Source organism: Levilactobacillus sp. HBUAS70063 (genome assembly GCF_038374745.1).
Taxonomy (GTDB): Bacteria; Bacillota; Bacilli; order Lactobacillales; family Lactobacillaceae; genus Levilactobacillus.
In genome coordinates this window covers 38,244-58,702 of the sequence record NZ_JBANSM010000004.1, presented here as the reverse complement: position 1 = coordinate 58,702, position 20,459 = coordinate 38,244, and the positions used below count along the sequence as shown (strand labels likewise).

Annotated in this window: 20 protein-coding genes; 5 read left to right on the top strand and 15 right to left on the bottom strand. The window is 50.3% G+C overall.

What is annotated here, in order from left to right:
- Positions 1-17 precede the first annotated feature (17 nt).
- The 12 genes from nusG to V8I28_RS07060 all read right to left on the bottom strand — a co-directional run bounded on the left by nusG (position 18) and on the right by V8I28_RS07060 (position 10,904).
- On the bottom strand, positions 18-569 hold the full coding sequence (gene nusG, locus V8I28_RS07115; RefSeq protein ID WP_125575615.1) for a transcription termination/antitermination protein NusG: 552 nt from the start codon (positions 567-569) through the stop codon (positions 18-20).
- Between the two features lie 121 nt (positions 570-690).
- Entirely contained in the window at positions 691-867 is a 177-nt protein-coding gene (gene secE / locus V8I28_RS07110; protein WP_168900241.1) for a preprotein translocase subunit SecE, read from the bottom strand.
- Positions 868-915: 48 nt separating this feature from the next.
- On the bottom strand, positions 916-1,065 hold the full coding sequence (rpmG, locus tag V8I28_RS07105) for a 50S ribosomal protein L33 (protein ID WP_168900242.1): 150 nt from the start codon (positions 1,063-1,065) through the stop codon (positions 916-918).
- Between the two features lie 74 nt (positions 1,066-1,139).
- Positions 1,140-1,709, bottom strand: coding sequence for an RNA polymerase sigma factor (locus V8I28_RS07100; RefSeq protein ID WP_341779436.1), 570 nt, complete (start codon positions 1,707-1,709; stop codon positions 1,140-1,142).
- A 606-nt stretch (positions 1,710-2,315) separates the two neighbouring features.
- On the bottom strand, positions 2,316-2,867 hold the full coding sequence (locus V8I28_RS07095; protein ID WP_341779435.1) for an NYN domain-containing protein: 552 nt from the start codon (positions 2,865-2,867) through the stop codon (positions 2,316-2,318).
- Between the two features lie 22 nt (positions 2,868-2,889).
- Positions 2,890-3,657, bottom strand: coding sequence for a 23S rRNA (guanosine(2251)-2'-O)-methyltransferase RlmB (gene rlmB / locus V8I28_RS07090; RefSeq protein ID WP_341779434.1), 768 nt, complete (start codon positions 3,655-3,657; stop codon positions 2,890-2,892).
- On the bottom strand, positions 3,654-4,073 hold the full coding sequence (locus tag V8I28_RS07085) for a Mini-ribonuclease 3 (protein WP_341779433.1): 420 nt from the start codon (positions 4,071-4,073) through the stop codon (positions 3,654-3,656). The genes rlmB and V8I28_RS07085 overlap by 4 nt, the downstream gene beginning before the upstream one ends.
- Entirely contained in the window at positions 4,073-5,485 is a 1,413-nt protein-coding gene (gene cysS / locus V8I28_RS07080) for a cysteine--tRNA ligase (RefSeq protein WP_341779432.1), read from the bottom strand. Before cysS ends, V8I28_RS07085 begins: the two co-directional genes overlap by 1 nt.
- Positions 5,486-5,700: 215 nt before the next feature.
- Positions 5,701-7,191: a glutamate--tRNA ligase gene (gene gltX, locus V8I28_RS07075; RefSeq protein ID WP_341779431.1), complete on the bottom strand. Its 1,491-nt coding sequence runs from the start codon at positions 7,189-7,191 to the stop codon at positions 5,701-5,703.
- A gap of 148 nt (positions 7,192-7,339) precedes the next feature.
- Positions 7,340-8,500, bottom strand: coding sequence for a PIN/TRAM domain-containing protein (locus V8I28_RS07070; RefSeq protein ID WP_341779430.1), 1,161 nt, complete (start codon positions 8,498-8,500; stop codon positions 7,340-7,342).
- A 394-nt stretch (positions 8,501-8,894) separates the two neighbouring features.
- The gene (radA, locus tag V8I28_RS07065; protein ID WP_341779429.1) at positions 8,895-10,271 is read right to left on the bottom strand and encodes a DNA repair protein RadA; all 1,377 of its coding nucleotides are present in this window, start codon (positions 10,269-10,271) and stop codon (positions 8,895-8,897) included.
- Positions 10,272-10,364: 93 nt separating this feature from the next.
- Positions 10,365-10,904 (bottom strand): dUTP diphosphatase, encoded by a 540-nt coding sequence (locus V8I28_RS07060; RefSeq protein ID WP_341779428.1) that lies wholly within the window; start codon positions 10,902-10,904, stop codon positions 10,365-10,367.
- 279 nt (positions 10,905-11,183) lie between these two features.
- Here V8I28_RS07060 and V8I28_RS07055 point away from each other — a divergent pair, with 279 nt between their 5' ends.
- Positions 11,184-11,522 (top strand): acetyltransferase, encoded by a 339-nt coding sequence (locus V8I28_RS07055; RefSeq protein ID WP_341779427.1) that lies wholly within the window; start codon positions 11,184-11,186, stop codon positions 11,520-11,522.
- Between the two features lie 5 nt (positions 11,523-11,527).
- The gene (rpiA, locus tag V8I28_RS07050) at positions 11,528-12,214 is read left to right on the top strand and encodes a ribose-5-phosphate isomerase RpiA (protein ID WP_341779426.1); all 687 of its coding nucleotides are present in this window, start codon (positions 11,528-11,530) and stop codon (positions 12,212-12,214) included.
- Between the two features lie 131 nt (positions 12,215-12,345).
- On the opposite strand, the gene V8I28_RS07045 is transcribed toward rpiA, so the two are convergent.
- Positions 12,346-12,900: a TetR/AcrR family transcriptional regulator gene (locus V8I28_RS07045; protein ID WP_341779425.1), complete on the bottom strand. Its 555-nt coding sequence runs from the start codon at positions 12,898-12,900 to the stop codon at positions 12,346-12,348.
- Positions 12,901-13,042: 142 nt separating this feature from the next.
- On the opposite strand from V8I28_RS07045, the gene V8I28_RS07040 reads away from it, so the two are divergent.
- Positions 13,043-14,218, top strand: coding sequence for an NADH-dependent flavin oxidoreductase (locus tag V8I28_RS07040; RefSeq protein ID WP_341779424.1), 1,176 nt, complete (start codon positions 13,043-13,045; stop codon positions 14,216-14,218).
- Between the two features lie 306 nt (positions 14,219-14,524).
- Complete coding sequence (locus V8I28_RS07035) at positions 14,525-15,331, top strand: aldo/keto reductase (RefSeq protein ID WP_341779423.1); 807 nt, start codon at positions 14,525-14,527, stop codon at positions 15,329-15,331.
- 140 nt (positions 15,332-15,471) lie between these two features.
- On the opposite strand, the gene V8I28_RS07030 is transcribed toward V8I28_RS07035, so the two are convergent.
- Positions 15,472-17,076, bottom strand: coding sequence for a hypothetical protein (locus V8I28_RS07030; protein ID WP_341779422.1), 1,605 nt, complete (start codon positions 17,074-17,076; stop codon positions 15,472-15,474).
- 1 nt (position 17,077) lies between these two features.
- The gene (locus V8I28_RS07025; RefSeq protein ID WP_341779421.1) at positions 17,078-18,772 is read right to left on the bottom strand and encodes a hypothetical protein; all 1,695 of its coding nucleotides are present in this window, start codon (positions 18,770-18,772) and stop codon (positions 17,078-17,080) included.
- A gap of 270 nt (positions 18,773-19,042) precedes the next feature.
- On the opposite strand from V8I28_RS07025, the gene V8I28_RS07020 reads away from it, so the two are divergent.
- Complete coding sequence (locus tag V8I28_RS07020; RefSeq protein WP_341779420.1) at positions 19,043-20,377, top strand: C1 family peptidase; 1,335 nt, start codon at positions 19,043-19,045, stop codon at positions 20,375-20,377.
- The last annotated feature ends 82 nt before the right edge of the window (positions 20,378-20,459 follow it).

Below are 20,459 nucleotides of genomic sequence, written 5' to 3'. Positions count from 1 at the left end.
GGCGTTAATCCAGCCGCCTACTTCAGGATCGGGTCGACTTGGTCGAAGTTCAGTTCCGTACTGGTTTCCCGGCCGAACATGTCGATGTTAACCTTCAACTTCATCTTTTCATTGTCGACTTCGGTAATCTTACCGACCAAGCCACTGAAGGCGCCGTCCACGATGGTTACGGAATCACCAGGGGCCACATCCAGGTCAGCGTGCCGGGCAGAGATTCCCACGCGCCGCAAGATCCGTTCAACTTCGTCAGGCAGGAGTGGCGTTGGCTTACTCCCTTGCCCATGGGAACCCAAGAACCCGGTGACACCCGGCGTGTTCCGGACAATGTACCACGCTTGGTCACTCATGACCATTTCAACCAAGACGTAGCCTGGGAAGGTCTTTTCCATGGTAACCTTGTCCTTACCATTCTTGACTTCGTGTTCCTCTTCTTCGGGAACAACGACCCGGAAGATGTTGTCCTGCATCCCCATTGATTCGGCCCGGGATTCCAAGTTTGCCATAACCTTGTTTTCGTAACCGGCGTACGTGTGAAGCACGTACCATTGCTTTTCAGCTGACTCAACCATGTGTTGCACTCCTTTTAATAATTGACTTTTTCGTCCAAAATAAAAAAACTCCGCAATGCACGAAGTTCCTGTTGACTCTTAATATACCATATTTAGCCGGGTTTGACCACTGACAATTCACCTAGGCGATGAACTTTAAGCCGTACTGAACGACCCAGTCAACGACCGCAAAGAAGATTGCGAAGAGAATTGAAATACCAATGACGGTGCCAGTATCGTGCCGCGTTTGCTTAGGACCAGGCCAAGAAACTTGCTTCATTTCCTGTCCGACCGCCTTGAAGAAACGGAATAAACGCATGGTGTTGCCTCCTAAATTGTAGTGTGTTAGTCGTTACGATCAGTCAAATTAACGGGTTTCACGGTGTAATGTGTGCTTACCGCAATGCTTACAAAACTTCATAACCTCTAGTCGCTTGGTGCGGGTTGCACTTGCTGTGATGGTGTAATTTCGCGACCCGCATACTGAACAGGCCAGAGCAATTTTCCTTTGAGCCATCTTGCCACCACCTTTGATCAAATCATGTTCAACTCATACTGGTGTAGTTTACCATTGTCTGGGCTAGCCGTCAATCACTCCGCCATGAGTTCGCGTAGCTTGCGGCGACTTCGGTAAGCCGCGCCGGTGACCTGTTGTAGGGTCAGCTGGCGACCGTGACTAATCGTCTGTAATGAACACCCCTGCAGCAGGTCGCCAAAGACGACGTGTTCGACTGCCGACAGCCGGGTGGGCAGTGTGGCCACGGCCTCCTGAACTTCTAAAGTTTCTTTTAATAACCAGCGCCGGTCGGGCACCGTTTCAATCACGAAGGTTCGGTTGGCCTCCAACGAAATCGCGAGTTGCCCGGCCAAGCGTTTCTGCGTTTGCGTCCGCCGAATCAGATCGAAGATGCGATAGCGCAGTGCCTGCCGGTAAAAGCTCCCGAAGCTCCGCCGGCGATTGCAATCGAAGCGTCCCACGACCCGACAGAAGACCAGCAGCGCCTCCTGATTCCAGTCATCGTTGTCGTAGCCAGGAATGAAGTAGTGGTGTTGGAGCTTGTAAAGCACCGGACGATAGCGTTCAAACAAGACGAGCAGGGCTGGTGAATCCAGCGACTCACGAATCATGGTAATCAGTTGTGCATCGGTCAAATCTGTCAAGGGGACCCCTCCTTTGTTGTCCTTTCAGTTTACGCCATCCACCGTTGGGGGCCGAGCGAACGGACGTTTAAATTTCAAAAAAGTTGGTGGGAAGTTAGCGCTTTGGGGGCGGTATGGATGGGACTGGCCGCCTTGCCGTTCGCCCCAGATGAGCTGGATCGCGGTGGGCAGGACGCCCTGAGCTTGAGGAACGGTCTCAGGCCTCGCTTGGAACCGCCAAGACCCGGCGTTTCCAAGTCGCCATTCCCTAACCGGCCAAAGCCAGCCGCTAAGGGAATCCCACGGCTGAGCTCATCTGGGGCTTCACTCCCGGCTACGGTGAGTCTTGACCAACTCGATTGGCTTAGTCCCTCAATCACCAAATTTCAGTACGCACGATCACCAAGTCTTATAAGTTCTCTGTCCCCTGACCCAGACTGTCCCCCCTATGAACACTGTAAACGCCCAAGTCATCTCCACTACTCCCTCGCCCACCGCAAGCAAAAAGGGCTTAGGAACTCTCTCCTAAACCCCGGTTACGCGTTAAATTCAAATGGTCGAAACGTTGGTCAAAGGGCGGCCGGTTCCGCTTAAACCGTTACCCGACGCAATACCCTTAACGCCGAATCAGTCATCCTTGTTCTTCCGCCGATTGGGCTGCGCCATCATCTGGTCGCGCAGCTTCTCCAGCTTGAAGAGTTGTTGGTCGTTCCACGGCGACTTGCGGACTAATCCCTTATCCGCAAACTCACGGGCCGTCTGTTTCACTTCGTTCTGTGCCCTTTCGATATCGCGAAGCAGCTCACCCGCCGGAATCCGCAGGGCCCCTTCGGAGAAGATGGTCCACTGCTCCGCCTGGTCGCTGGTGGCCACCGTTACCTGGGTGAAGCGCGTCTGGCGTTCCTTGGCGATTCGTTCGATATAGCTATCGGCCGTCTCGTCGCGGTTCGTCCAGACCACCTCCAGGTCGAACTGCTTGTAACTCTTGGAAATGCCGGGCACGTACATCGCGTCAAAGACCACCGTGATGGACGTATCCCGTAACTTCTTATAATTAGCCAACATATTCAGCAAGAGGTCTCTGGCCTCCGGTAACCGATCATTGAGCTTGAGCCGGTTGAGCTTGGGCCAGTTGCCGATCATGTTATAGGCGTCGACAATCAGAATATCTTCTTTCATCTTCCCACGCTCATCCCTTCGTTCAATGTTGGACCGGGTGCCGTGAACTAAAGCCTTGGTACATCAAGAGTCCGGCCGCTACGCTGGCGTTCAGGCTCTGGACGGAACCGACCATGGGAATCGTGAGCATTTCGTCCACGGTTTCCTTCAGCAAGCGAGAAATCCCCTTGCCTTCGTTCCCGATGATCAGCCCCACGGCGCCCTTGGCGTTCCAGTCCCGGTAGTCGGTCCCGGTCATGTCGGTCCCAAAGATCCACATGCCGCGGTCCTTCAGGTCGTGAACCGTATTGACCAGATTCGTGACCCGGGCAACCGGCACGGTCTCAATGGCCCCGGTCGACGTCTTGGCCACCGTGGAGGTCAACCCCACGGCCCGGCGTTTGGGAATAATAATCCCGTGAACGCCACTGGCATCGGCCGTCCGCAGAATGGACCCCAAGTTGTGGGGATCTTCGACGCCGTCTAGAATCAGGAAGAACGGCGCTTCTCTGGCGGCTTCTGCCTTGGCGAATAAATCATCGATGCTGGCGTATTCAAATGCCGCCACGCCCAACGCCACGCCTTGGTGGTTTTGGTGGTCCGTCAGCTGGTCCAGCTTCTGCTTAGGCACCTCGGAAATCACCAGGTGGCGCTTCTTGGCCAATTGACGAATCTCGTCGATGGCCTCGGCCTTCAATCCACTCTGGAGAAAGACCTTGTTAATCGTCTGCTGGCTGCGTAAAGCCGCTACGGCTGGATGCCGGCCAATCACAAAATCATTTGCAACCTCGTTGTCTTGTTCTGGTCTCATTTTTCAGTCCGCCCCGCTTCTACTTGTTCAATGCACCACTTGCCCAACTCGTTGACCCGGTCCTGGTGACCACTGAGGGCCAAGTAGCCCATCAGTGCCTCGAACCCGGTGGAAATCCGGTAGGTCACGACGTCCGTGTTCTTCGCGTGCGTGTAGCTCTTGGCGTTCCGCCCGCGCTTGAACATCGTCCATTCCTCTTCACTTAGCAGGTCGTCTTGTTCCATCAGGTCGATCAGCGCGGCCTGGGCCTTGGCTGAGACGTAATGGGTGGCCTTCTTTTGCAGATGGTTCGGCTTGGCCAAGCCCTCCGCAATCAGGTGTTGTCGAATGATTACTTCGTAGGCGGCATCGCCCATGTAGGCCAGTGCGACCCCGTTTAATTGTCGAAAATCGACTTGTTCTGTGTGTTCAGTCATTAATTTCCCTTTCTCCAACGCGTCCCTTGGGGCGTGTCTTCCAAGATAATTCCTTGGTTCTTCAATTGTTCACGAATCTCATCGCTACGCTCAAAGTTCCGGTTCTTCCGGGCCGCCAACCGTTCGTCGATCAACGCCTGAATCCGGTCATCGTCCAGCGTGGCCGCCTCGGCCAGTTTAACGCCGAAGACGCTCAGCAGGTCCGCTAGCGTCTGGCGAATAAAGGTCAACGTTCCGCTGAAGACCACCGGCCGTTCAGCGTAAACGTTCCCCAAACGAGCCAGGTCGTGGACTTCGGCTACCCCGTTCTGCACGTTAAAGTCGTCGTCCATGGCGTCGTTGTAGTCGGCAATGATCTGACGGGTTTCCTGTTCCACCTTGGGATCATTCCCGTCCTCGGCATCCTTTAGGCGGTAACCCATGTTGTTGTACGCCGTCTGGAGACGTTCCAGGTTCCGGGCCGCCGTATCAAGGTTGCGCTGGCTGTACTGAATCGGCCGCCGGTACTGCGTGGTGGCCATGAAGAACCGCAACGTCTGGGGATCAACCGTCTTCAAAAGGTCATGCACCGTCACGAAGTTGCCCAGTGACTTACTCATTTTTTCATTCTCATCGCCCACAGTGACGAAGCCGTTGTGTAACCAGTAATGAACGAAGGTCTTGCCCGTCTTGGCCTCACTCTGCGCAATTTCATTTTCATGGTGCGGGAAGGTTAGGTCCTCGCCCCCGCCGTGAATATCAAAGGTATCACCCAGGTAATGCGTCGACATGACCGAGCATTCGATGTGCCAGCCCGGCCGTCCGGCACCCCACGGCGATGGCCAGGAAATTTCTCCCGGCTTGGCACCCTTCCACAGCGCGAAGTCCACGGGATCTTCCTTACGCGCGGTCTCCTCATCGTTGGTGTGTTGGGACGCACCTTCTTCGAGTTCATCCAAGTTCTGATGGGAGAGTTCCCCATAATGGGCGAACTTGTGGGCCCGGTAGTAGACATCCCCGTCCACCGGATAGGCGTAGCCCTTGTCGATTAAGTCCTCGACAAACGAAATGATTTCCGGAATGTGTTCCGTGGCCCGAGGGTTGGCGGTGGCGGGTTCGATGTTTAAGGCCGCCGTGTCCTCCTTGAAGGCCTTGATAAACCGATCCCCTAGTTCGGGAACGGTAATGCCTAATTTTTTAGCTTGCTTAATCATCTTATCATCAACATCAGTAAAGTTCGAAATGTACTTCACCTGGTAGCCGCGGTATTCGAAGTACCGGCGAATCGTATCAAAGGCAATGGCACTTCGCGCGTTCCCAATGTGAATGTAGTTGTAGACGGTCGGCCCACAGACATACATGTTAACGACCCCTGGCGTGATTGGTTCGAACGTTTCTTTTTGACGGGTCATGGTATTAAATACTTTGAGCATCGCGAGACTCCTTTCGCGTAACTTATTTAGAATTTCTTCGTTCCGGCAAGTGGGTGGCTGGGTGGACGCTCTAATCCCCGCAATTGCCCGTAAAGCCGACTGTTTCTCGGTTACCCAGCACCGAATGCGTTAGCTCCATTGTAGCATATCTAAGCGGTTCACAAAAAGCCGAATGAGCGGCGAAACGTCCCTCATCCGGCTTCTTTACCAAATCATTAGCCTTCGAGTTGTGCTAAGGTTTGGTGAATGTGTTGTAAGGCAGTCTTACGACCGACCAATTCAATTGATTCAGGTAATTCTGGTCCGTGCATCTCGTGGGTGACGGCAATTCGGATTGGCATCCATAATTGACGACCCTTGATGCCCGTCTTGGCTTGCACGCGCTTGATGACGTGGAAGATTTCAACGGAATCGAACAGGTCCAGCTTTTCAATCTCTTCGGCAAAGGCCTTCAAGACGACTGGCGCCGTATCATTGCTGATTTCTTCCAAGGCATCGCCCGTCACTTGTTCCGGTTCTTCAAAGAAGACGGAAGCCATGTCGTTGATCTGCGCCATGTAGCTCATTTGCCGCTTGTACAGGTTGATCAATTGACGAGACCATTCGATGGTGCTGGTATCTGGGTTGGCAGGGATGTTGCCCGCCTTAATCAGTTGCTTCAAGGCTAGGTCCATGATCGTACTGTCATCGGCATCCTTGACGTAACGGTTGTTGATCCATTCCAGCTTATCGCCATCAAAGGTGGCTGGGGACTTGCTCAGCCGCGTTTCATCATACATCTTGATGAATTGCTTGCGCGTAAAGATTTCATCTTCACCCACTGGAGACCAGCCCAACAACAGAATGAAGTTGAACATGGCTTCTGGCAAGTAACCCAGGTCCCGGTATTGTTCGATGAATTGGAGAACGGATTCGTCACGCTTGGACAACTTCTTCCCCGTATCCTTGCTGATGATCAGGCTCATGTGGCCGAACTTAGGCGCTTCCCAGCCAAAGGCTTCGTAGATCATCAATTGCTTAGGGGTGTTGGCCACGTGGTCATCCCCACGGAAGACGTGGCTGATGGCCATCTTGTGGTCGTCCACGACCACGGCAAAGTTGTAGGTTGGCATGCCATCGCGCTTGGCAATGACAAAGTCCCCACCGATGGTATCGGAGTTAAAGGACACGTTGCCCTTAACCATATCATCCCAGGCGTAGACCTTATCCTTAGGCACCCGGAACCGGATGACCGGCTTCAAGCCCTTGGCCTTAGCGGCATCAATGGCGGCTTGCCGTTCTTCGTCTGACATCCCGGCGTATTCGTATTCGTAATGGGGCATTTCGTTGTTGGCCTTTTGAGCCTCACGGTCGGCTTGTAATTCTTCTTCCGTCCGGTAAGATTCGTAAGCCTTGCCTTCATCCAGCAGCTGTTGGATCAGTGGCGTGTAAATATCGCGCCGTTCGGATTGCCGGTAGGGACCGTAGTCGCCACCAACATCGGGACCTTCATCCCAATCCAAACCCAACCACTTCAGGTTTTCAAGTTGGCTTCTTTCACCATCCGCGATGTTCCGCTTCGTATCGGTATCTTCGATTCTGATGATGAACTTACCCTTGTTGTGCCGGGCAAATAAGTAATTAAAAATCGCTGTCCGGGCATTACCAATGTGCAAATGACCGGTAGGACTCGGTGCGTACCGAACCCGAATTGAATTTTTCGCCAAAACGTTTGCGCCTCTTTCTCCATTTATTACGTATTTTAGGTGTTAACTGTCAGTTGTGACATGACACATTGTTCTTAGTGTACAATGCTCATCCGGAAAAATAAAGGTATGTCCCCCAATCTTTCCGAAATTCGCTAAATCCGGTGGGCTACCGGGAACGTTTCGTCTTGTTGGTCTTCTTGTGGGCATCTTCCTCGATGTTCTTGCTGGAATGAATCGGCTTGGCAAAGATCATGCGGCCGGCATCGGTCTGAATCGCACTCGTCACCACGACATCGAGTTGCTTGTTGATGAAGTACTTCCCATCTTCGACCACGACCATCGTGCCATCGTCCAGATAAGCCACCCCTTGTTGCCGCTCGGTCCCGTTCTTGACCACCATCACGTGGAGGTTTTCCCCCGGGATGACCCGTGGCTTCAAGGCGTTAGCCAATGAGTTGATGTTTAAGACCTGAACATTTTGGAACTGAATAACCTTGTTGAGGTTGTAATCGTTGGTGACGATCACGCCCCCGTTTTCCTTGGCCAAGCGAATCAGCTTGCTGTCGACCTCCGGAATATCTTCGAAGTCGCCTTCGTACATTTCGATCGGCATGATATTTTCATTCTGCAGCTTGTTCAAAATATCCAAGCCACGCCGGCCGCGAACCCGTTTGATCGAGTCGCTGGAATCCGCGATATACTGCAGTTCGTACAGCACGAAGTTGGGCACTAACAGAGTCCCTTCCAGAAAGCCGGTCTTCGCCAAGTCATAGATACGGCCATCAATTAAAATGTTGGTGTCCAAAATCTTGTAGTGGTGAAAGTTCGGTTCGGACTGTTTGTCCAGCACCTTCTCTGACTCTTCTTCGTTGGCCTTCTTACTCCGGGATTGGAATAACTTCCGCCATTCTTCGACCCGAATCTTGCTGAGCCGCGTCCCAATCCGAAAGCCCAGGTAGCCGAACAGTAACATCAGGACCCACGGAATCACGGTGCCAATGAAAAACGACGGCACCCGGAAGAGAAACGATGAAATCAACAGGGCCAACGCCAGACTGATGATGGCGCCCAAGCTCCCGAAGAGAATCGTCATCGGGTTCTGCCGATTCAGGTAAGCTTCCAACTTACCGACGACCCGCATGATCAGGCCTGCAAACAGCAATCCTAAAATAAGGAAAATAATTGCACCAATTAAAATGTTGACTAAAATATTGTTGACGAGCGGGCTGGTCACGCCAATCACGTGCCAGAAGCGGGAAAGATAAGCGACCCCCATGACACCCCCTAAGATGGCAAATATCACGAGAATAACTGTTTTCTTACGCATACATTCACCTCCCTTCGCATAACTCAATTTTTAAACATTAACTAAATCCAAGTTGTCTGTGCCTGCCAGGGGTTCCGGCAGAACGGTAACCATTCAGTCAGCTAGCGCTAAGGTAGACCAGACCATATGCGAGGCCAACCTCAATGATTTAAACGAACCCATCGCTGACAGTTGCAATCAGAGCCGTGAGTGAGTCAAATTTGGTCTCAGCCGTGGGATTTTACCAAGTGTTTTGCTTGGTAAAATGGCGACTTTGAGACGCGAGCTCTCGGCTCAAAGCGAGGGAAAAGACCGGGCTTTGGCTTTTCCCGTCCTGCCCACCGCGTTCCAGACCAAATTTGGCGAACGGCAAGGCGGCCAGCCACCGCCCAAAGCACAGCAGAAGACGATTCGTTTAAATATCCAGGGCTAACTTGAGGGCTTGGCGGAGCGTGGACACGCCCACGACCTTAATGCCCTCGGGGGCCTTCCACCCCTGCATGTTGTTCTTCGGGACGAAGATCCGCTGGAAACCGAGCTTCTTAGCCTCGGCAACCCGCGACTCAATCCGACTGACCCGACGAATCTCACCGGTCAGGCCCACTTCACCCACGAAGCAATCGCTGGGTTCCGTGGCCGTATCCCGGTAGCTGGACGCGATACTCATGGCGATCGCCAAGTCAATGGCGGGCTCATCGAGTTTCACGCCCCCGGCCGCCTTCAAAAAGGCATCCTGGTTTTGTAGCATCAGATTGGCCCGCTTCTCTAACACGGCCATCAGTAGGGCCACCCGGTTACGGTCCAAGCCGCTGGAAGTCCGTTGGGCATTGCCGAAGACGGACGGCGAGATTAACGCCTGAACTTCGACTAGGATCGGCCGGGTTCCCTCCATCGACACCACAATCGCCGAACCCGTGGCGTCCTTCAGCCGCTCTTCCAGGAAGATTTCCGAGGGGTTGGCCACCTCATAGAGGCCGCCCTCACGCATCTCGAAGATCCCCAGCTCGTTGGTGGAGCCGAAACGGTTCTTGACCGCCCGCAGGATTCGGTAGGTGTGATGCAGGTCGCCTTCGAAGTACAGCACCGTATCCACCATGTGTTCCAGAATCTTTGGCCCGGCAATGGCCCCACCCTTGGTCACGTGACCGACCACGAAGATGGTGATGCCGTTGGTCTTGGCAATCTGCATGAGTTCCCCGGTAACCGCCCGAATCTGGGAAACCGACCCAATGGCCGATTCGATCCCGGGCGCCTGCATGGTCTGAACGGAGTCAATCACCACGTAATCCGGCTGCATTTCCTCGATGTTTGCCCGGATGCTAGCCATGTCCGTCTCTGGATAGAGGTAGAGGTGGTCGCTGTTCACGACCAGCCGGTCCGCACGCATCTTAATCTGCGAAGCACTCTCTTCACCGGAAACGTAGAGCACCTTGCCCCCGGTCGCACTCAGCTGACCGGAAACCTGCAGGAGCAGCGTGGACTTCCCGATACCGGGGTCCCCACCAATCAGAATGAGTGAGCCCGGAACGATTCCGCCACCCAAGACGCGGTTGAGCTCGTGCATCTGGGTCTTGACCCGCATCTCCGTGGTATGTTTAATCTCATTCATCAGTTGCGGCTTAGAATGTTCACCCGATACGGTTGTTCGCGTGGACTGGGGCTTGGCAGCGGCCGGTGTCACGACCTCTTCCACCATGGTATTCCACTCCCCACAGTTCGGGCAGCGCCCCAAGTAACGGGGAGAACTATAATCACAATTCTGACAGACAAATTTCGTTTTCGTTTTAGCCACGTTCATCCCCCTTATCCGTTCGTTTTCAGCACTTTCATTTTAGCATATTTAGGGGGCAATTCCCCACTAGTCTATCAGTCTAAATGTAAAGATTTAGTAGCGGTCAGATGACCCAAAGCCACCGGTCCGTTGTTGGCTAGGAATCCGTTCCCCATCGGCCAGTAGAAAGGGCATAAAAATCCCCTGCGCAATTCGTTGGCCCTTCTTGATCACAATGTCTTTGAGGCCCACGTTGACCAGCTGAACGAAGATTTCACCCTCGTTTTTTTCATTATTGTAGTAGTCCGCATCGATGACGCCCACGCCGTTCGGCAGAATCAGGTTGTGCTTGAGCGGGTTGCTGGACCGGTTGGCCAACAGTAAGACCTCGCCGGGTTCCATGTAGGCCTTGATCCCCGTCGGCACTAACCAGGGCTTGAGGTTGTGTTGACCGGCGACCAATTCCTCGGTCGTCAAGGGATCGCGGTGCCAGAGTTGCTTAAACGCATGCAGTAAATCATGTCGCCAAATGGAAGGTAACGTGAAGTCTTCGGCACACTCAAAGTCATAACCAGCCGCCTGTTGGGTCGTCCGGTAAGGCACCTTAATATTTTGATTTTCATACTTGCTGACCACTTCAAATCCGCGATGCATCGTGACACTCCTTTTTTATCTATTTATTGCTTCCCAAATCAATGATGACTTGAACGGAAGGACGATACTAATTACGGGTGAGCATCGCCCATAAAGACTAATTCTAACAGCCCTCATGTAAATTACAATAGCCAGTCTACGCCGACCGACCTGTTACTAGGGTACCGACCTTGGGGCCAGAATGCCAGCAAAAGTAATCGCCCACGAAAATTTGTTGACAAGACCCCCGAGATAGACCAGAATTAGGGGTGAAACTGGTCATGAAGGGAGCGAGTAACCATGACGATTACGGAACGGCCGGGCGAGCTGGCGATCACCGATGACGACCGGCTTTTGGCGAGTCTGCACTACCTGGTCTTGGACGACACCACCTGGGTGTTAGAGCAGATCTTCGTCCGCCCCGCCCAACCAGCGGCCAGGTTAGCCGAGCAATTGATAAAACGTTTTACCGAATTGGCAACCACCGCCAACGTCCGTTTGAAAGTGCTGGACCCCTACGCCAAACGTTACTTTGCGACCCACCCCAGCGACTTACTGGTGGCCCACCAGTTACCGGTCAGTGGCGCGGCGGCCGTCCGACCAGTTGCTTTACACCTAGAACACACAGAAGAGGAGTAGTTACGATGGATCAAAACGCATTAAAAGCCCTCGTTGGCCAAGAAGCTGTTAAGTACGTGAAGGATGGCATGATTTTAGGAATCGGAACCGGTTCGACCGTTCGCTACATGATCGATACCTTAGGGAAGCGGGTCAAGGATGAAGGCCTGAACATTGTCGGCGTCGCGACGTCGGACCGTTCTGCCAAGCAAGCCGAATCCCTGGGCATCACCATCAAGCAATTGGACGAAGTCGACCACCTCGACTTAACCATCGACGGGGCCGACGAGATCGACGACAACTTCCAAGGAATCAAGGGTGGCGGTGCTGCTCACCTGTGGGAAAAGATTGTTGCCATCAACTCCACTAAGAACATGTGGATTGTGGACGAAAGTAAAATGGTCCACCACTTGGGCAAGTTCCCACTCCCCTTGGAAGTCATTCCATTCGGCTCTAGCCACGTCTTAGAAAAGCTGGACAAGATGAACTTACACCCTACTTTCCGGATGAAAGAAGACGGTAGCCACGTGCTGACCGATTCGAAGAACTACATCATCGACCTGCACCTGGGCCGCATCGACCATCCACACGAACTCGCCAACACCTTGAATGGCATCGTGGGTGTCGTGGAACACGGGTTGTTCTTGGACACGGTTAACACGGTCATCGTAGGTCGTCAAGACGGTCCAGAAGTCTTGAACGCCCGGGACTAAATTAAAAAATAATCGTTAAAAATTAAGGTCGCGAGTCACTCGTTAAATCAACGAGTAGCCCGCGACCTTTTGGGATTTTCATGGCGTATCCAATCAATCTGAACGACAGGTTAAGTGGTCGATGGAACCGGCTACGAATAAGCATCAACCGCCGACGCCTTTAACGGGATTCCACACAGGCAAGCCGGCATGAACAGGTGCAGATCGTACCCCAACTCGGTGGCTGGCTGCTGCATGCCGGTCAGCGCCCACTGCCGCGTGTAGCCGACGAAACCGTCCACGAAGAACTGAATGGCCTTGCGCTCATCGGCACTCAGCGGGTGGTCGCCATAGGTCGTGATGATTTCCCCAAAGTTGTGGACGAGGTGGTGGCGAAAGAAGGTTGTGAAGGAATTCTGCCCGGTCGCCCGAAACGCCGCCGTAAAGAAGGCCTGGTGCTGCTCAAAGTAGCGCAACATCTTGGTGAAGATGCCTTCCCAGCTGTAGGCGCGACAGTCCTTAAAGATCTGGGTCATAGCCTCCTCGTAGTAGCTGTTGATGACGTCATACTTATCGGCAAAATACTTGTAAAATGACCCTCGACTGACGCTCGCCTCCTCAAGAATATCGTTGACGGTGATGTCCTTAATGGCTTGCCGCTGCGCCAATTCATAGACGGCGTGCAGGAGTTGATGACGAATATCCATGAGCAGATTCCTCCTAAAGATAGACAGATTGTGACTTTTGTTCAATTTTGAACAAAATCGTTGATTTATTCGTTACTAATAATAAGTGATTCTGGTATGGTTAACAAGTAGCGTGATTATCAATTTTTCTAGGAGGGTTCCTATGAGTGATTATCAATTTTTGCAGACAGCAACCTTGAAGTCCGGTGTGACGGTTAAGAACCGCGTGGTCTTGCCCCCAATGACCGAATGCATGGCGTTGGAAAACGGCGAGGTCTCCCGCGACGAACTCCGCTACGCCGCGATTCATGCCGGTGGTGTGGGCCTGTTCATCACCCCAGTAGCGTACGTCAACGCACGCGGCAAGGGCTTTGAAGGCCAATTGTCAGCCGCAGAAGATCGCTTCATCCCCGGCTTAAACAAGCTGGCAACGACCATCCAACAGAACGGGACGAAGGCCATCTTACAAATCTTCAGTGCCGGTCGGATGTCCAACTCCGCCATTCTGCGAGGCCAGAAGACCGTTTCGGCCAGTGCCGTGGCCGCACCACGCCCCGGCATGGAAACGCCGGAGGAGCTGACGGATGCCGAGATTGAACAAACCATCACGGACTTTGGCTCGGCCACTCGGCGGGCTATTCAGGCCGGCTTCGACGGCGTAGAAATCCACGGCGCCAACACCTACCTGATCCAGCAGTTCTTCTCCCCTCACAGTAATCGCCGGACCGACAAGTGGGGCGGCTCCGTTGAAAAACGGATGACTTTCCCACTCCGCGTGGTTGCCGCCGTTCAACAGGCCGTAAAGGACTACGCCGATCGCCCATTCGTGGTGGGTTACCGCTTCTCCCCCGAAGAGATCGAGGAACCCGGCATTCGGATGGCCGACACCCTCAAGCTGGTCGCCAAGCTAGACACCCTGAATCTGGACTACCTGCACGTCTCCATGGGGAACGTCTGGCGGCCATCCATCAACGACCGGACGGATCAGACGCCACTGATTGGCCAAATCCAAGACGTCGTCGCCAATACCCCGCTTATCTCGGTCGGCAACGTTGAGACGCCCGCCGACGCCGAAAAGGTCATGGACGCGGGTATTGACTTCGTCGCCATCGGTCGTGAAAGCATTCGCGAACCGCACTGGGTCCAAAAGGTCGAGGCCGGCGCCGAGGACAGTATTCGCTACACGCTGCCACTGACCGACCTGGACGAGCTGGGCATCGCCTCACCTTACTTTGACTTCTTAGCTGGCATGGATGCCGGTGGCGCCCACATCGGCTTCACCCCGGCCCTGGCGACTACCAAGCAAGGCAACGCCGAGGACTTAGTTTTTAGAAAATAATGACGCTAGAGAGTGAGACAACGAGCGATTAGCCGGCGAGCATTAAGGCTGATAACCGAGCAATCCTGGTTTTGGATTGTTTGATTATCAGTTTTAAGCGGAGCCGGCTGCCCTTTGACTCCCGTTTTAGCTCTGTAAAGGTACCGCTAAACGCCAACGAATTCGTCGCTGGCGTTTTTTTCTGGCCTAATTGGTCTACCGTTCAGTAAGCGTTGGCTGGGCAAGATTCGTGAAACTGCCCGGCCAGTGGTGTATCATAGTTAATTGTAATGTAGATTATCAATATTTGAAGAGCGAGGTAATGATATGGAAACGACACAATTAAGCAACGGCGTAACCATCCCCATGTTGGGGTTCGGAACTTACTTAATTGACAGTAAGGACGTCCCTGCCGCTATTAAGACGGCGCTGGACGCCGGTTACCGGCATCTCGACTGCGCCCACATCTACGGCAACGAACCAGCCGTAGGGGCCGCCATCAAGGCTTCTGGCATCGACCGCGCCGACCTATTCATCACATCTAAGGTTTGGAACGCCGACCAAGGCTACGACAAGACCTTAGCCGCCTTTGACCAGACGTTAAAGGACTTGCAGTTGGACTACCTGGATCTCTACTTGATTCACTGGCCAAACGAAGAAAACTTCGACTTGACGCTGGATACTTGGCGCGCCTTAGAAACCTTATATCAACAAAAGAAGGTTCGGGCCATTGGGGTCTCAAACTTCTCCGAAGAACAACTGGAAAAGGTCTTCGCCATGGCCAAGGTTAAGCCCATGGTCAACCAGATTGAACGCCACCCTTACAAGGTTCAAGCCGAATTGGGCAAGTTCGATACGGACAACGGCTTAGTTAATGAAGGCTATTCACCAATTGGCCACGGTCATTTGATTCTCGAAGATCCCGTCATCACCAAGCTGGCCGATAAATACGGCAAGACCCCGGCCCAGATTGTCTTGCGTTGGCAAGTCGATACCGGTTTCGTGGTCTTCCCGAAGTCCTCGAAACCAGCCCGGGTTAAGGAAAACTTCGAAATCTCCGGCTTTAACCTGACCGCCGAAGAAATCGCTGAAATTAATGCTTTGGATCAAGATAAGCATTTAAACTACGACTAGTTAACGAAAATGATTTTAAGTCAAAAGGCGATGTGCCCTTGCGGGTAACATCGCCTTTTGTGTCTTCTCATTCATACTTTACACGCTAATTACTGTGACAACGATGGTCGCCTTATCGGCAAAATTAATCACAATATCGATCAATTACGAAGCAATTTTTTCCATTCATCACCCAGATAATGGTCAAATTCTTCCACGTTATAATGATTATTGCTATACCAAGACACAACTTCTTTATATCCCTGTAACGCCAAACGTGGATACAATGCAACATTTAAGTGCCCAAATATTCCAACCAACGTCTTTTGATAATTACCATGCCCCTCTTTCAAGCCATGGGTCATTGCATCACCAATATCAAGAGTTGCAAAAACCCCATAGCTACATAGTAACATTCTGTTTACTTCAGGTACATTTCGTGCTTTAACGATTTCGCTAACCGTTTTATGATGATAAAAATACTGCTTCAGTGCCCAGAGAAGCCGCGTTAGCAATTCATTAATTATGACTGGTATTGAGGCGGCGGTTGCATACCGAGCATCATAACCTTGTTCAAATACCTTAGTCGTAATTTTAGCTAATGTTAGGTTATCTGTCCCGGGAAGATTAAAGTTTAACATTTGAAATATTTCCGTTCCTGGAACCGGTAATCCAGAACCACGATTACTCTTGTGAACCGCTCCTGAGGATCCCACTGTATCCGATGCTAAATGTCCTAGCCAATTGACAAAACCAGAAAATACCTTTGCAACAAAATTACTTCCCTGCAACTTGAATTGGTCATTTTCCATCGTTGCTTGAAGAATTCGCCCATTTGATAAATAAGAGCCAGTATTCAAAAACTGATCTAAAATTGAAAAGAATAAGCCAACAAAATCTGGATAGTGCGCCAAAGAGAATAAATGATGATTACCAGCAGACATGTGCATTTCACCTGGCCCTAAACCTTTCAGACGTTTATCATATTGCGCATCATAAGGAACCTCGTACTGCATTTCTAAATAGTGAACCCCTTGTTCAATTGTCTCAGGAGATTTCTTTGGAAACTTTTCGATATGCTTTCCGCTAATCTGTCGCAAATGATAATCCAACTGCGAGTATTTTAAAATAACTTGATTAAACCATGCATCTGTCACTTTAGGCAATCTGCGATGCTGCTTGCTACCCGACTTTGTCTCCGCAGCGCTACCGACCAAAAAAACATCCATTATTCCAGTAATTAAACCAGACGACGTGGCCATCATATAATCATATTTATCACAATGCGCTTTTCGATAACCAAAATCAGCTTTTATATTGGCAATTATTTGAGCACGTTGTTCAAGACTTATTAATTCTGTCAATGGATCCGAACTCAACTCAATTTTTTGTTTATTCGCGTAAGCAAATAGATTACTTTCAAAATCATCCCAATCATCTGTCAACTCGATGGTCTGAAGTGGAAATAATTTGTCGCTTGCATCTTTAATAGTATCTTGTGCATTTGCATCGGACATGATTTCCGAGAGCATTGACGTAGCTTCATCGTCGCCTACCATATTCGTATTATCAGGTTCAGCTAGCATACTTTCAGCTTGTGCTATTAATGCATCCAACTCATCACTTTGACTTTGCTGTCGTTGCTTTAAGCTTTTAACCTCGCTATGTGTAACCCGTAATCGTTGATTTATTTGGTTTGCTTGATATTGTTGAATTTTCTCCAAGTTACCATACTGTCGTAATTCATTATCTTTAAAATGCGCCATTCTACTTGAGCACCCCTTTAATCGTCGATGCCGCTATTCCAAGCTCAGACTTGGCTACTCCCTTTACAGTTAAGTAGCCAATACTGTCCAGAATTTCATGTAGTGCACTGGCCCCATCGGATGAAATCGTCGCTTTCAACTTCATCTTTCCTTCATCGTCTTCTTCGTAATTTTTCATTACCACATCGTAAAACTGCTTAGTCGTTGGATCTTTAGTCAGCTGTCTCAGTCGTCCAGTATTCATTTCATTAGGAACACCAGTTAGAATCGATTCAGATTGATAGTAATCTAAGTCAGTCGTTGTTTCTTTAGCACCTTTACTGAGCATCACCAGCAATTTTGTCATCTTGTCAATTTTCAAACGATTAATTGCGTCACTTTCCGTTACTTCAGCTAACTCTTGTGATATACCATTAACGCTGTTTATTAAGTAGTTCAGTGTCTTTTGCGTATTACGAATAATTTGTTGTAACAGGGCCTCACGTTGCTTATTATTTTCAACATCTTTGCGACCAGTTAGATGCTGAACACCTTCGTACGTCAAAGTACCGGCAACGATTAATACACCGATTCCCGTTACCATACTTGAAAAAGCAAATATCCCTCCAAAGCCGAGAGCTGATAATCCGGAAGTAATACCTACAGCGCTGACGCCTACAACGGATCCAGAGAAATAAAGAGCTGTTAGAGGAACACCTACCGCAGTTGCTTTAGCAGCTAAGGCTTTAGTTTGCTTTTTGATTTGGTTATCGTCCAGTCGTTCCTTCAAGATATTCTGATCGTGCTGTATGCCTTCAACTAAAAAATCAACCTGCTCCGCAGATAGGTTAAGTTCTTCTGCCAGTGAACTCAAATACTTATCCTGATGCCATTGTTCTACGTCAACGTCTTCCTTTTGATTAGCAAGGTTAAGAACATCTTTCATAATAGATTTATGTAAAATATCCTGTGTTTCTTCATTAACTTGCGATTGTACTGCTCTTAATAATTCTGCAGATTCAACTCGCTCATCTCCAACGAGGTAGTTAGCCAATTGGGGTTGCGCATCACTCGGCAACTCAATTCGAGCTGCTAAAGAAATAATGCCCCGATATTCAACGGAATCAATTTCCTGATCTTCCTCGAAAGCAAAGTTACAAATTAATTGAATGTAGGCTAGCTTAACTGAAGTTGGTAAGTCTTCTAGCGAACGAATGGTACCTGAAGTTGACTCTTCAGTATCCATCGATGCGTCAGTACTTGAATCTGAAGCTAAGTTAACTTCAATAATCTTATCCAGTAAATCCGCTAGCTTACGTCCATCAATGTAGTTAAGAATTATTGATGGCAATTCATATTCAGACTCATCATCATTAAAGGTTATCAACAAATAGGGCACTTGTTTTTCTTCATCCCCCTGCTGTTCAACGCGATGTTCAAAACTCACTGTTGAAATCCGATCATAACTAATTTTTTGGGGATTAGTAAAACTTTCATGAACATATAGATCCTTAGACGAAAACAAAATTCCAGTTTTAGCGTTTTGGAAAATAGATGTATCTAAGATAGCAATAACTTCATCCGGATTATCCGAAACTTTCATTGCTTTCATGGCATTATTTAACTTCTTATCTTCAATGTTTGGACTTAAATATAATTTACACCCATCACTCACCACATCCGACACCATTTCTTTAATGACTTTAGTGATCCCCATCTTAACTCACTCCTCATTTACTATTGTTATTATCAGCCTTTGAAAACGAATTCATTTCGCTTATGTGTTTAATTCTACCGCATATCTTTACTTTTAGGACATCGTCAAATAACTATTTATTCAATTCAATGACTACTTTTCAATTACGCCCTACTCTACGCCCAAAATGGCCACAATATACCAATATATTTTCTTCAGCTACTTAAAGCCTATACAAAAAATGAGAAAATTGGGGTACAATGAGAGAAATAAGATAGGAGAGTGACGTCATTGAGTAAAGAAATCACGGCGGACCAAACCGCCCGTTATCAACAAGCTTTAGCTGCCGACCCCACCGCAAAGGTGATCGAACGTGCCGTCAGCCACCAAGGAATCTTAGCAACGTCAGCCGACTATGCTTCCGAAACCGACATGACCCCCGTGTTCTCCATTGATTTGGACACCGGAAAAGTGGCCAACCAAAAACAAAGTGGCCGTTGCTGGATGTTTGCCGCATTGAACACGATGCGTCATCACTTAGCCGACCTCTTCAACCTGAGCGACTTCGAATTATCCCAAAACTACACGAACTTCTGGGACAAATTCGAAAAAGCCAACTACTTCTACGAAAACGTCTTGGCCACCGCTGACCAACCTACCTCTAGCCGCAAGGTCGCCTTTTTAATGGCCACCCCGCAACAAGATGGTGGTCAATGGGACATGCTGTGTGCCATCATTGAAAAGTACGGGATCGTGCCAAAGTCGGTTATGCCCGAAACCTACAACAGTTCCAAGTCCAGTGAACTGAACAGCACGTTGAATCTGAAGCTACGCAAGGACGCCGTAACCTTACGGAAATTGGTTGCCGACAAGGTTAGCGCTGACGACATCGCCGCCGCTAAGGACAAGATGCTGGGCGAAGTTTACCGGTTACTGAGCTTCTCTCTCGGCGAACCCGTAAGCAAATTTGATTTCGAATACCGTGATGACGACAAGAACTACCACATCGACAAGGGCTTGACGCCTAAGTCCTTCTTCGACAAGTACGTCAACTGGGACCTGTCCGATTACGTTTCCATCATCAACGCGCCAACCGACGACAAGCCTTACAACCACACCTACACGGTTGAAATGCTGGGCAACGTGGTCAACGGCCGGCAAGTAAAGCATTTAAACGTGACGATGAAGGACTTCAAGGCCTTAGCCATCAAGCAACTCCAAGCCGGACAATCCGTCTGGTTCGGTTGTGATGTCGGTCAATCCTCCGAACGGCAAAAGGGAATCATGGACACCAAGTACTACGACAAGGATGCCCTCTTTAACATCGATTTCTCCACGACCAAGGCTGAACGCCTGGACTACGGGGAAAGCATGATGACCCACGCCATGGTCTTGACCGGGGTCGACCTGGTCGATGGTCAACCAACCAAGTGGAAGGTTGAAAACTCCTGGGGTGAAAAGGTCGGCACCAAGGGTTACTTCGTCATGAGCGATGCTTGGATGGATGAATACTGCTACCAAGTTGTCGTCAACAAGCAATTCCTGCCTGACAACTTAAAGAAGATTCAAGAAACCGAAGAACCAACGGTCTTGGCCCCTTGGGATCCAATGGGTGCCTTAGCCTAACGTTTAAACGATTTAAAAAATTCCGGGACATAGGTCTCGGAATTTTTTTGTGTTCATGTGAACTTAAAGCCCTGTAAATGAC